Source organism: Chitinophaga sp. CCNWYY40 (genome assembly GCF_037483205.1).
Lineage (GTDB): Bacteria > Bacteroidota > Bacteroidia > Chitinophagales > Chitinophagaceae > Chitinophaga > Chitinophaga ginsengisegetis.
In genome coordinates this window covers 467929-482538 of record NZ_JBBHLF010000007.1, presented here as the reverse complement: position 1 = coordinate 482538, position 14610 = coordinate 467929, and the positions used below count along the sequence as shown (strand labels likewise).

Below are 14610 nucleotides of genomic sequence, written 5' to 3'. Positions count from 1 at the left end.
CACATCATGATGTTTCGGAACTATTTCAAAATTGCTGTCCGCCATTTGCAGCGCCATAAGTTCATTACGGTGATCAACATCTCCGGGCTGGCTGTGGGCATGGCCTGTTGTATACTGATTACGCTGTATGTGCGCGATGAGCTGGGTTTTGACAGGTTCCACCGTAATGCAGATAACCTTTATCGCGTTACAACTCAAAGCACCCGCCCAACCGGTAATACAGAGTACGGCGCCGCTACCCAGTTTCCCATTGGCCCCAATCTGAAAAAAGATATCAGCAGTATAAAAGAATCCGTGCGCATTTTCGCACCGGGGAGTACGCTTTATACTGCGGGAGATAAAAGAATCTGGGAAGAAAATACGGCCTTTGCCGATGAGCCTTTCTTCCGGGTATTCAATTTTCCTTTGCTGGAAGGAAATCCTGCTACTGTTTTAAAAGAACCTTATTCCATTGTATTAACCGAATCTGCTGCAAAAAAATACTTCGGAAATGAATCGCCCATTGGTAAACTGATAAAGGTAGGGAATGGCTACAGCTGCGCGGTAACCGGCGTGGCAAAGGACTTTCCGGCTAATACAGATCTTCGCATGACGATGATCATGTCGTTTTCCACAATGCTTAAAGAAGGATTAAAAGCGGGAAACGACGTGGAAAACCAGTGGTTCATGTTCGGCAACAATGTTACCTATGTGCAGCTGGCCGATCATACAGATCCTGATAAACTCACCAAAGAATTAAAAGCTTTTGTATCCACTCATATTGGTGGAATATTGAAGCGGCATAATATACAGTTTGCACTGGAATTACAACCTATTCAAAATGTACACCTGCACCCGGAAGGCGACAAAGGAGTGGATAATTCTCCGTTGATCTGGTTATACATTGCTATAGCCGTTTTCCTGATCCTGATTGCCTGTATCAACTTTATGAACCTCACCACTGCACGGGCCCATGAAAGAGCAAAGGAAGTAGGATTACGTAAAGTGTTGGGCGCTGAAAGAAAGAGCCTTGTCATGCAATTTCTCACAGAATCACTGGTGATCAGTATCATTTCTTTTGTGCTGGCTATTTTGCTGGTGGGCTTGGTAATGCCGCTGTTTAATACCATTACAGGTAAAGAACTGTTATTACTTTCTTCCGCAGATAGTTTTTTATATGCTGGTTTATTATTGCTGGTACTGGTTGTTGGCCTGGTAGCCGGCAGCTATCCTGCGCTTTACCTGTCTGGTTTGATACCGGTACGCGTATTGAAAGGCAATTTTATTACTTCCGGTTCCCGTGTGCTGATACGTCGTGGATTGGTAGTGGCGCAATTTGCGGTAGCCGTAGCGCTGATCATTTCCACGGTAGTGGTATTTTCCCAGCTTCGTTACTGGCAAACAAAGAACCTCGGATTCGACAAAGAGCACCTCGTAAATATATACCTGTCCGGCGTGGATGGCAGCGCTAAAGTTGCACTGCTGAAATCTTCTTTCTTAAACCAGTCGGGTGTGCAGCAGGCTTCCATGCATAACTTTTTAATGGGCAGTGGCGTGTTTAATAATAACCCGGTAGTACGTGAGGGTGAAGATGACAAAGAAGGTTTCGTAGCGGGGATCATTCAATCGGATTTTGACCTGCTTAAAACAACCGGTATCAAACTGGTATCCGGACGTGATTTTAACCCGGCGCTGGCCACTGATTCGTCTGATGCCTATATCATAAACCAGGCCGCCGCACGGCAGTTTGGATTTAAAGATGATGCCGTGGGTAAACGGATTGAATGGCGACCAGGCTATATGAGCAGGCACGGCACCATTATAGGAGTAGTGGAAGATTTTAACCTCCGCTCACTGCAATCGGCGGTAGATCCTATCATTTACATGGTAAGGCAGGAAGAGGTAGCTATCATTACACTGCGGCTTGCCGCCGGCGATCAGAAGGCGGTATTAAAACGCGTGGAAGCCGCATGGAACAGCATCGTCCCGGATGTACCATTTAATTTCACCTTTGTGGAAGCTGATATACAGTCGAAGTATGCCTCTGAACGTACACTGGGCAAATTATTCGGTATCTTCTCCGGCCTCGCCATCTTTATAGCCTGTATGGGCCTGCTGGGGTTGTCTATGCTTATTTCCCGGCAGCGTACCAAAGAGATCGGCATCCGCAAAGTGCTGGGTGCTTCTGTTGCCAATATTTCATTGTTGTTATCGAAAGACTTTCTCAAACTGGTTTTGATAGGTATCTGCATTGCTTCTCCCATAGCCTGGTACGGTATGGAAAAATGGCTGCAGAACTTTGCTTTCCGGGTACACGTTGAGTGGTGGGTGTTTTTACTCACTGCCGTTGTGGTAGTGCTGATAGCATTGTGTACCGTCAGCTTGCAATCTGTAAGAGCGGCATTAATGAATCCGGTTAAATCACTTAGATCTGAATAAACATGATTAAGAACTATTTCCGCATTGCCTGGAGGAGTCTGAAAAGAAGCCGGTTTTTCGCTGCCGTGAATATCGCGGGGCTGGCCTTTGGCATGGCGGTGTGCATGTTTATTCTCTGCTGGGTACTGGATGAATACAGTATTGATAAGTTCCATTCAAACGGGAAGAATATTTACCGGCTGCAGGCGAATGTCGACTGGGGTGGTATACGTACCATGACGGCTACACCTGTTGTACTGGCAGATGATCTGAAAGATAATTTCCCGGAGATAACGGCGAACGTGAAAGTGCGCACGACTTATAGCAATATGTTGTTTAAAACCGCGCAGAAATCCGGTCTGGAAAAAAATTATATATACGCCACGTCTAACCTGCTGGAAGAGATGGATTTTCCGGTAGTAGCCGGAGATAAACATTCCGCGCTGACGCAACCCAAATCCATTGTACTGACTGAATCATTTGCAAAAAAATATTACGGTACCACCGACCTGGTAGGAAAGATCATTAACGTGGAAAAGAACAGTGCATTACAGGTAACGGCTATCGTGAAAGATGTACCCGCTGCGTCATCCATTCAGTTTGACTTTATCCTGCCCTTTGCGCTTACCCTGCAGCAAGATCCCTGGCTACTGAAACCAGGTAGTTATAGCATTTATAATTACATGGTGATAAAACCCGGTACGGATATTTCCCGTCTCACTGCAAAGATGCAGCAACACTACGCTAAACTTAACCCCGGCAATAAGAACGACGTATGGCTGCAACCTTTCCTGGACATCTATCTGCATGAAAAATATGAAAATGGAAAAGTAGCCGGCGGAAGAATTGAATATGTGCGTTTGTTTTTTATTACGGCACTTATTGTACTCGCTATAGCCTGTATCAACTTCATGAACCTATCCACGGCACAGGCTTCCAAAAGAGCCCGGGAAGTAGGTGTACGTAAATCAATGGGTGCCTCCAGGCTTTCACTGATGCTGCAGTTTACCGGGGAAGCGATCCTGATGTGCGCTATTGCAGCCGTTACTGCGGCAGCAATAGTATACCTGCTGATGCCGGCGTTCAATAACTTTACAGGCAAACATATCACGTTTACGTTGCCTGTTACCCTTAAATACCTGTTAGGGATACTGGGTGTAATACTGGTGACCGGCTTGCTGGCTGGCAGTTACCCTGCTTTTGTATTGTCGCGTTTCCTGCCGGTGAAGGTATTGAAAGGTGACCTGAGCAGCGGCAGCGGCGCTTCCCTGTTCCGGAAAAACCTGGTGGTGCTGCAGTTTGTACTCTCTTTCATTTTTATTGTGAGCAGCGTAGTGATCTACAACCAGATGCAGTATATCTACCACCGTAACCTGGGGGTTGACAAGGAAAATGTAATGTATATAGAGCTGGATGAGGGCTTTTCGGCTAACCAGAACGCTATTGAGCAATCGCTGGCGCAGCTGCCGCAGGTAAAGTCGTTTACCTACAACAGTTTCCTGCCACTGTCTATTAGCGGTACAAGTGCCGACCTGGGCTGGGAAGGAAAACCCGATAAGCTGATTGTGAATACCGCGCCGCAACAGGTGGGATACGATTATGTTTCCACTATGGGAATGACGATGAAGGAAGGCCGCGATTTCTCCCGTGATTTTGCTTCAGACTCCGGCGCTTATATCATCAATGAAACAGCCGCCCGTGTAATGGGCATGAAACACCCGTTAGGAAAACAGATCAGTTTCTGGAAAGGAAAAGGAACAATTATCGGCGTGGTAAAGGATTATCATTTTGCTTCTATGCGGGAAAATATTTCATCGATGGTGATGATGCTGGAACCGAAGGATAACGGTTATATGATGATCCGCCTGGCAAAGGGAGAGGTATCCAGCCAGGTGGCCGCTGTGGAAAAAGTGTTCAATACACTGAACGCCGGCTACCCGGTAGATTACCATTTCCTTGATGAAACTTTTGATAACATGTACAGGTCGGAAACGATGTTGCGTAAACTGGCGCAGGTATTTGCGGTGGTAGCGGTCCTGATTTCCTGCCTGGGGTTATTTGGATTATCCGTTTTTACTGCCGAGCAGCGCAAAAAGGAAATTGGTATCCGCAAAGTTTTGGGCGCTTCTGTAATGAACGTTACCCGTTTGCTTTCAAAAGAATTCCTGACCCTGGTGATCATTGGTATCTTACTGGCCACGCCTATCAGCTGGTACATGATGAATAACTGGTTATCCGGGTTTGCGTATCATACAAATTTATCTGCCTGGATCTTTATCATTGCCGGTGTGCTGGCAGTGGTGATAGCGCTGGCAACGGTAAGTTTCCAGTCGGTGAAGGCCGCTATGGCCAATCCTGTAAAATCTTTAAAAGCCGAATAATTTTATGTTCAAGCGTTATATCGTCATAGCATTCAGAAATCTGCAGCGGCAAAGGTTGTTTACCTTTATCAACATAGCCGGGCTGGCGGTGAGTATGACGGTATGCCTGATCGTATTGATCTCCGTCAGGGAAAATTTCAGTTACGATAATTTTCATCCTGCTGCTTCGCGCACCTGGAGAATCACTACCCATGCACAAACGCCGGATGGAAGAAAATATCATATGGCCAGTGTGCCCTTGCCAATGGGTACAGCGTTGAAAAATAATTATGCTGCCGTTGAAAATGAGGCTACTTTATATGGTGTTTTGAATGGAGAAGGGAAAATAGATAAGAAGAAGATCTATATCAGCGGGGCATTTGCCACGCCTTCCTTTTTTGAGGTGTTTGGCTTTAAACTGGCCGCAGGTGATCCCCGCACAGCGTTAGTTACTCCCAACAGCATAGTCCTTACGGCAGAAACGGCCCAACGCTTTTTTGGCACCAATGATCCGATGGGAAAAGTAATCCAGTTCGATCGCTTTGGCAGCTTTATCGTTAGCGGGGTAATGGAACCTGCACCCTCCAAATCACATATCGATTACGAAGCCTTTGCGGCGATGTCGTCTGTGCCTTTACTGGAACAAAGTAAAGTATTGCCGGACAAACTGAATAACTGGGACCAGGTACAAAGCAGCTATACCTATGTGGTGATGCGCCGCGGCGAAAAGTTATCGGCATTGGAATCTGCCCTGAAAGACCAGGCCCACCGCTACGACGGACTGGTACAGAAAGGGCAGGGCAGCATGGCTTTTGAGCCACAGGCGCTTAGCAAAATCACACCATCGCAGGAGCTGGTGGACGACATCGGCGGTACGCCGCCCTGGGGCAAAATACTGGCGGAAATAGGCGTGGCCCTGGGCCTGATTATCTGCGCCTGTTTTAACTACACCAATTTATCCATTGTGCGTTCTTTACAGCGGGCCAAAGAAGTAGGCGTGCGGAAAGTAAATGGCGCGCAACGCTGGCAGATATTTTTACAGTTTATTACGGAATCTGTGATCATGTGTATATTATCGCTGATCATGGCGGTTTTATTGCTGTTGCTGATGCAGTCCACGCATTTCAGGGGCTTACCGGTTCCCGACAATAATCTGCTGGAGCCCCGGTTGCTTATGCTATTCCTTTTGTTCAGCATCGTCATTGGTATAGTGGCAGGCGCTGTTCCCGCATGGGCCCTATCTGCCTTTCAGCCGGCTAAGGTATTAAAGAACCTCATCGATATTAAACTGTTTGGCGGACTGGGATTAAGAAAAACACTCATCGTCATCCAGTTTTCCCTGTCGTTAACCGCCATTATCTTCCTGGTAACAGTGTATCGGCAATTCCATTATAAAGCCATTAAGGACATGGGCTTCTATCGTAAAGATATCCTGAATGTACCGCTGGCGGATGCGGATTTCCAACGGATGAAGGAGCGGATGCTGCAATTGAAGGATGTGGGAACAGCCACTGCCAGTTCCGGAACATTAGGAATGCCAAGACATTGTAACTTTTGCGTTATCCGCACTGGTGAGAGCAAGGATAGAATGGAATTTGGTTACTACGCCGGGGATGCGGACTTCCTCAAAGTAATGCACCTGAGATTGCTGGCTGGCACTACTTTCCCCGAATCCGCTTCTGCTGAAAAAGAACAATATATTATTATCAACGAAAAGGCGGTCAGCGTAATGGGTATAAAATCTCCTGCAGACGCTATCGGAAGAACCTTGTTCCTGTCCGATTCCCTGCCTGTAAGTATCATTGGCGTAGTAAAAGATTTCAACTTCCAGCCGATAGAGGTAAATATCCGCCCGATGGCGATCCGTTTTGTGCCTGCCGAATTCCATCAGCTGCAGTTAGCAATGCTGAAAGGAGATAAAGAACAGCAGGTGGCAGACGTGAAGAAAATATGGACCGCTATGCATCCCGGGGAAATATTTACCTCGGAATGGATGGATGAGCAGCTAGGTAGCCGCGACGGAAGAGAGGTGGTTTCCATGCTGGGTTTCCTGGTGTTCATTACCACTTTGATAGCTGCATTAGGACTGCTGGGCATTGTAGCCTATACCTCTTTTACCCGCAGAAAAGAAATCGCTATCCGCAAAGTACTGGGCGCCAGTGCGGCAGGGCTGTTAATGCTTTTGTCTAAAAACTACATAAAGTTAATCGTCATAGCGGGATGTATTGCCCTGCCACTGGGATATATCAGTAGCCTGCTTTTCCTGCAGATATTTGCTTACCGGGTAAGCACGGGCATTTTGGCAATGCTGGGAAGCTTTTTATTCCTGGTATTCCTGGCACTGGTCACCATTTTTTCACAAACCTGGAGAGCTATTGAAGTGAATCCGGCAGATAACCTGAGAAACGATTGACTATGCTACTATTCAATTACATAAAATTTGCCGTGAAAGCCGCCATCAGGAACCCGGTAAACGCATTAAAGATAGAATAACAAGTGAACAGCAAATCAGAGTGTGTGTCTACACGCCCTGCTTTTATTTTTTATCACTTTAAATATAGCCGTATGTTAAAGAGTTACTTAAAGATTGCCTGGAGAAATTTGCGGAAACAAAAAGTGTTCGCCGCCGTTAACATTGTGGGAATGAGTACCGCATTGTGTGCCGCATTACTTTTGTCTCTTACTGCATACCGGGAATGGACCTACGATAATTTTCATGAGAATGGGAAAGATATATACCAGCTGATTGGTATTGAAGACACCGGCGGCCAGGTGAAAACAGGTTCCAGTATGTCGAAACCACTGGCAGTGGCTTTGCAGAAAGAGGTGCCGGGCGTAAAAGGTATCACGTTTATAGCCGGGTATAATGTGCCGGTAAGATATGGCGCCAATCATTACTACCTGGGTGCGCAAATGGTAGACAAGGATTTTTTGAAGATGTTTACCTTCCCGGTGATTAAGGGAGATAAGAATAGTGCATTACAGCAGCTGAACCAGGTAGTGCTCACAAAGCGCGCTTCGGGGATCCTGTTTAAAGATACCGATGGGGTAGGCAAAACTGTGGAACTGAACCTGAATGGTAAATGGCAGCCTTTCATTGTAAGCGCAATAGCCGCCGATATTCCCGATAACTCAGGGATGTATTTCGAGTTGCTCACACGGTTTGAAAATGAACCCGAATATAATACCACCAAAAACGATTGGAGCGCATCAAATTTTCCTTTGTTTGTTCAGCTGGAACCGGGCGTTAGTAAAACTTCTTTCGAGAAAAATATGAACGTGGTGGTGAACAAATATTATAAAGGGAAGATAGAAGACCTGCAAAAGAACGCAGGGGGCGTTAAAAACGTATTTTACCTGAAAGGACTTCCGCTGAAAGATTTCCACCTGGACGCAGACAGCTCTTTTTACAGTGGCCTGAATAAATTTTATCCCTGGCTGATGATCATCCTTGCTACGCTGATTATCGGTATTGCCGCTATCAACTTTATCAATCTCTCTATAGCCAGATCCTTTGCCCGCAGTGGTGAAATAGGTTTGCGGAAATCCCTCGGTGCGCAGAATGGTCAACTGCTGCTGCAGTTCTGGGCAGAAGCGTTCCTGTTGTGCTGCTTTGCGTTGGTACTGAGCCTGGGTCTGATGATCCTCCTGCTGCCTTATTACAACCAGGTGTTCGGACATCATATTGCGCTGAGTGTATTCCGTAATATATGGGTAGTAACCGGCACTGTTGCCGGCTTCTTCCTGATCACGTTACTGGCGGGTGGTTACCCGGCCTGGAAAGTAGCGCGGCTCAATATCCTGCAGGTGCTGAAAGGCAAGCTGGGTATGGGTAAAAGCAGTGGAGTCCGCAACGGGCTTATTGTTGTACAGTTTATGGTGGCAGTAGTACTGATCAGTTGCACGTCCATCATCTGGCAACAACTTAATTTCATACAGTCGGCCCCGTTAGGATATAATTCTTCCCAGGTGATCAGTATCCCGCTTGATAATGCCACGCCTTCAGATATCACTACCATGAAAAACAGGCTCGCCGAAATGGGTGAGGTAAGAAGCGTGAGCGGCAGCATGTTAAACCTCGGCATGGGAAAAGACGGCTCTTCCGGTAACTGGACCCGGGGCTTCATGTATAAAGACCGCCACGTTTCCACGCAATGTCTCGCAGTAGATTACGACTACGCCAAAACGCTGGACCTCAAAATATTATCCGGCCGCGATTTCTCCCGGGAATACGGAACAGACAGCAGTGCCGTAGTAATCAATGAACTGATGGCGAAGCAACTGGGCGTAACAGACCCGGTAGGCATAACTTTCCGGATGAGCGACGATGAGCCGCCGGTACATGTGATTGGCATGGTAAAGGATTATCACTTTGAATCGTTACACAAGAAAATTGATCCGCTGGTGATGATCATGAACGCTCCCCTGAACTATATCTTCGTAAAAGTGGAAACCCACAACCCGGTAGCCTCACTGAAAAAGATCACCACGCTCTGGAAAGGCATTAATGAACTGGCAGAAAGCGATCCTTCTTTCCTCGATGAAAATGCACAACGGTTATACAGACAGGAACAACGGTTTTCAAAGATATTTATGAGTGGCGCTGTTCTCGCCGTGATCATTTCCTGCATGGGATTATTTGCAATTGCCGTGCTGGTGATGGCGCACCGTAAAAAAGAAATCGGTATCCGCAAAGTATTGGGAGCATCTGTGAGCGGTATAGTGCTGTTGTTGTCGAAAGATTTTCTCCGCCTGGTACTTGTGGCAGTATTGATAGCCACCCCGGCAGCCTGGTATTTCATGCACCGCTGGCTGGAAGGGTTTGAATACCATACCACCATTCATTGGTGGGTATTCGGGGTAGCAGGGCTGCTGGCGGTATGCATTGCTTTTTTAACCGTGAGCTTGCAGTCGGTGAAAGCAGCGCTGGCAAACCCCGTAAACAGTTTAACCAGGGATTAACGTTAAAATATCACCTATGATGTGGCGCAATTACTTGAAAACGGCCGTAAGAAATCTGATGAAACGCAAGTTGTATTCGGCGATCAATATCACCGGGCTTTCTGCGGGCATTGCCTGTTTCATACTGCTTGCGCTGTACCTCCGGAACGAATGGACGTATGATCAGTTCCACGCGCATGCGGCGGAGTTGTACCGTATCCGTCTCGACTATGGCGAAAAGGACCAGCCGGTGACTCACACCGCCCTCACGCCGGGCGGACTGGCGCCGGTGATGAAAGATTTCCCGGAAGTGAAATACATCTCCAGGGTTTATCCTTCGGCTACCACGGTGGCCTACGGGGATAAGGTAATGAACGAGAATAGCTTTCTTTACGCAGATCCCGCTTTTTTCAACATGTTTTCTTTCCCGCTGATAGCGGGAAATGCAGCTACTGTGTTGAGTGGCCCCAATATGATAGTGCTGTCTGAAACGATGGCCAGGAAGTACTTTGGAACTACTGATATAGTAGGTAAAACGCTAAAGATTAATAACAGAAAGGAATACCAGGTAACCGGTGTGGCAATAGATCCTCCTGCGAACACCCACCTGAAGTTTGACTTTATAGCCAGCTATGCTTCGCTGGGTAAAAACGATACCTGGAATTCGGCGAATGATTATACGTACATACAACTGGCAAGCAACACTACTGCCAGCGCGCTGCAAGGCAGGTTAACCAACCTGGTAAAAGAACAGATGGGCAATGCTACCAGGAGTGGCGTTACGTTTGGTTTTGTGCCGGAATCTGTACCCGGTATCCATCTCCATTCTATCTCCCTTAATTCAACAGAACCAGGCGGGGATATCCGCTATAATTATATTCTCACCATCATCGCAGCGTTGTTGTTGCTGATTGCGTGCATCAACTTTATGAACCTGGCCACGGCCCGTTCTGCGGAAAGAGGCCGCGAAATCGGTGTGCGGAAAGCCCTGGGCGCAGTACGCGGACAGCTGTTCTGGCAGTTCATTGCAGAGTCTACGCTGATCTCCTTTTGCGCGATGGTACTGGGAATAATGATTGCTTTGGTACTGCTGCCGGCATTTAACAACATGGCCGGTACTACCCTGAAGCTCGGACTGGGCAGCTACCACATCTACCTATGGCTGGCCGGTATTTTTCTTTGTACTACTTTTTTTGCAGGTACTTATCCGGCCCTGTTCCTGTCGGGCTTCCGGCCGGTACAGGTATTAAAGGGAAGGGTGATGCATGGTTCGGGCGGCAGCATCCGTAAAAGCCTGGTAGTGTTTCAGTTTGCGGCTTCGGTGTTTTTTATTATCTGCACACTGGTGGTGAGCAACCAGCTGAAATATATCCAGCATAAGAAAATAGGACTGGACAGGTCGCAGGTATTGGTGCTGTCGGGAGAAAACTTTAACCGGCAGATGCTGGAAACGTTTAAAGGCAGGCTGTTGCAACAATCAGGTGTAAAATACGTAAGCGCATCCTACGACTCACCGGTATCGGTAGGTGGTGGATATACGATTGGCAACCTGGAAGGAAAACCGGCGGACTATAGCATGAATATTACCGCTATCCCTGTAGAGAAAGATTACCTGCAAACAATGGGGATTTCATTGCTGGCCGGCGCAAACTTAACCAATGCAGATATACAGGATGTTTTAAAAGAAGATAAAGACCGGGTATACCACTTCTTTCTCAACGAAACCGCGGTAAAGCAACTGGGCTGGACAGCCGAAACCGCAACAGGAAAGCGGATGGTGATGAATGGCCGCGCCGGAACAATTAAAGGCGTGATGAAAGATTTTCACTTTGCTTCTATGAAAAGCAAAATAGAACCCATCGTTGTTTTCCCGGAATATGAATGGTTTGGGGAAATCCTCGTTAAAATTTCCGGGGATAACCAGCAACAGGTAATAGCGGGAATAGAACGCATCTGGAAAGATTATCTGCCCGCAGTGCCTTTCGCGTATCATTTTATGGACGAAGACTTTAACGGATTATATAAATCGGAATTCAGAACCGGTACCATTTTATCAACCTTTTCTATCGTTATTATCCTTGTTTCTTGTCTTGGTTTACTGGGACTGGCTGCGTTTACCGCAGAACAACGTACCCGCGAAGTGGGCATCCGCAAGGTGTTGGGCGCATCCGCCACCAGTGTGGTGGCCTTGCTGTCGAAAGATTTTATTAAGCTGGTGCTGATATCGCTTTGTATCGCGTCCCCGTTTGCCTGGTATGCCATGCATCAATGGCTGGAAGGCTTTGCTTATCATACCCGTTTACATGCAGGTACTTTCCTGCTGGCAGGTGCTATCGCTATTGTAATAGCCTTGCTCACGGTGAGTTTACAGTCGGTAAAAGCAGCATTAATGAACCCGGTTAAAAGTCTGAGATCAGAATAAACACTTGTATCATGCTAAAGAATTTTCTACTGGTATCTTTCAGAAACATCTGGCGCAACAAAGCCTTCTCCATAATCAATATCATGGGGCTGGTAGTAGGCATCAGCGCGGCATTGATGGTGTACCTGGTGGTACATTATGAAAACAGTTTCGACCGGTTTGAAAAGGATGGCGACCATATTTACCGGGTGGTGACGGAAATTGATTTCAACGGCGATATCATTAAAAATTCGGGCATTGCCGCGCCGGTAGCGGGCATGGTGGCAAATTATATTCCTGCCGCCGAAACAGTAGCGCCGTTTTTTGAGAATGACATCACCGGCAGGATTACCGTTAACGGAAAGGATTTTAAGAACGGAAAGGATATTATTTATGCAGATAAAAATTACTTCAGCCTTATCCCGCATCAGTGGTTGGCAGGATCTCCTGAAACCTCGCTGCGGCAACCTTTTAAAGTGGTGTTAACCTCGGAGAGGGCAGCGGCTTATTTCCCGGGGTTATCTGCGGAGGCAATACTGGGAAAGGAAATTATTTATGACGATACTATTCGTACAACCGTAAGCGGTATAGTGGCCAATCTGCAGCATCCTACTGATTTTGCCAACAAAGAATTCATTTCGCTGGCTACGCTGCAGAGCAACGGGTTAAAAGAAATGTATAGCCTCGACCAGTGGAATAGTGTGAATGCCAGTTCACAGCTACTCGTAAAACTAAATGCATCGGCCAATGTACCGAAAGTAACTGCGCAGCTCACAAAACTGAAAGATGAGCACCGGGTAGATGATTATACCAAAACCACCCTGCATTTGCAGGCGCTGCGCGATATTCATTTCAATAAAGATTATACGGCACAGGGCCGGCCGGCCAGCTTAACCCGGTTATATGCGCTGGGTGGCGTAGCATTGGCGTTGTTGCTGTTGGCGGGGATCAACTTTATTAATCTTACTACCGCCCAGGCCGCCCGCAGGGCCAGGGAAACCGGTATCCGCAAATCGCTGGGAAGCAGTTTCCCGCAGCTGATCACCCAATTCCTCAGTGAAACGTTGCTGCTTACTTTGCTGGCATGCATCCTGTCTGCATTGATCACGCCTTTGCTGATAGTGTCATTCCACTCTTTTTTACCCGTTGGTTTAACGGCGATGGCCCTGTACAGCTGGCAAACAGCGCTGTTCCTGGCCGGACTGTGTATCGCCATTACGCTGCTGGCAGGTATTTACCCGGCAATGGTGCTGGCCAGGTTTGAGCCGGTAGCGGTATTAAAAACACAGGTGCAGTCGGCCGCAGGAAAATTATGGCTGCGTAAAACCTTAACGGTTTCGCAGTTCGTGGTAGCGCAGGTGTTTATCATAGCTACCATCATCGTGAGCAAACAGGTGCACTTTTCGCTGAGCCGCGATCCCGGCTTCCGGAAAGATGCCGTGGTAACGGTACGTACTCCTTTTCGCGGCGATGGCGCCAGTCAGCGTAACACCCTTCAGGAAAAATGGTCGGCCATTCCGGAAATTGCGATGGTAAGCCAGGGAGGAATGCCGCCTTTATTCAGGGGCTTTATAAGCAGCACCTTCCGGTATCATAAAGGAGATAAAGAGATTAACAAGAATGTGGAGATCCGGTATGGCGACAGTGCCTATGCAAAACTGTATGACCTGAAATTTGTGGCGGGCAGAAACCTGCGTACCAGCGATACTATTGCAGAATGGGTGTTAAATGAAAAGGCGGTAACTGCGCTGGGATTCCGTAATCCGCAGGATGTGATCGGAGAGATGGTGCAGAACCACCCGGTAGTAGGTGTGATAAAAAACTTTTACACCAGCAGCACCCGTAAGGAAATACCCGCACTAGCCATCGCCAGTGATGCATCAAGACAACACCGCAACATGCACGTGCTTTTGCGGGCCCCCGGCGAAAACAGTATCGTCTGGAAGCACGCACTTGAAAAGATGGAGAAAGCCTGGAAGGAAGTGTACCCACGGGAAACCTTCAGCTATAATTTTCTTGATAAAAGTATAGAAGCTTTATATGAAGAAGAACGACGTACAGGGCAGCTCTTAAACTGGTGTGCGGGACTGGCATTCTTTATCAGCGCGCTGGGGTTATTGGGGTTGGTTATTTTTACCACTAACCAGCGCACCCGGGAAATTGGTATCCGTAAAGTATTGGGCGCTTCTGTATGGCAGATGGTGACCCTGCTCACCAGCGACTTTATGAAGCTGGTAGGTATTGCTTTCGTATTGGCTATTCCGTTGTCGTGGTGGGCCATGCAGCATTGGTTGTCGTCCTATGCTTACCGCACGCCGCTCAGCTGGTGGGTGTTTGCCGCCGGCGGTGGGTTGATGGCTATACTGGCATTGGCTACTATGAGTATAAAAACGATCCGGGCGGCTTTGAGTAACCCGGTCAACGCACTAAAATCTGAATAACCGGAGCAGCTACTTTTAATTATATTGCTGAGCCGATATGCAGAAAATATCAATGTAAATTAAAAAACAA

General features: G+C 47.4%; 6 protein-coding genes. All 6 read left to right on the top strand.

What is annotated here, in order from left to right:
• Positions 1–6: 6 nt before the first annotated feature.
• The 6 genes from V7S65_RS27580 to V7S65_RS27555 all read left to right on the top strand — a co-directional run bounded on the left by V7S65_RS27580 (position 7) and on the right by V7S65_RS27555 (position 14540).
• On the top strand, positions 7–2418 hold the full coding sequence (locus V7S65_RS27580) for an ABC transporter permease (RefSeq protein ID WP_336388898.1): 2412 nt from the start codon (positions 7–9) through the stop codon (positions 2416–2418).
• A 2-nt stretch (positions 2419–2420) separates the two neighbouring features.
• On the top strand, positions 2421–4778 hold the full coding sequence (locus V7S65_RS27575; RefSeq protein ID WP_336388899.1) for an FtsX-like permease family protein: 2358 nt from the start codon (positions 2421–2423) through the stop codon (positions 4776–4778).
• A 4-nt stretch (positions 4779–4782) separates the two neighbouring features.
• A complete protein-coding gene (locus V7S65_RS27570) occupies positions 4783–7170 on the top strand; it encodes an ABC transporter permease (RefSeq protein ID WP_336388900.1) in 2388 nt (795 codons plus the stop codon).
• A 152-nt stretch (positions 7171–7322) separates the two neighbouring features.
• On the top strand, positions 7323–9719 hold the full coding sequence (locus V7S65_RS27565) for an ABC transporter permease (RefSeq protein ID WP_336388901.1): 2397 nt from the start codon (positions 7323–7325) through the stop codon (positions 9717–9719).
• Between the two features lie 58 nt (positions 9720–9777).
• Positions 9778–12120, top strand: coding sequence for an ABC transporter permease (locus V7S65_RS27560; RefSeq protein WP_336388902.1), 2343 nt, complete (start codon positions 9778–9780; stop codon positions 12118–12120).
• 11 nt (positions 12121–12131) lie between these two features.
• On the top strand, positions 12132–14540 hold the full coding sequence (locus tag V7S65_RS27555) for an ABC transporter permease (protein ID WP_336388903.1): 2409 nt from the start codon (positions 12132–12134) through the stop codon (positions 14538–14540).
• The last annotated feature ends 70 nt before the right edge of the window (positions 14541–14610 follow it).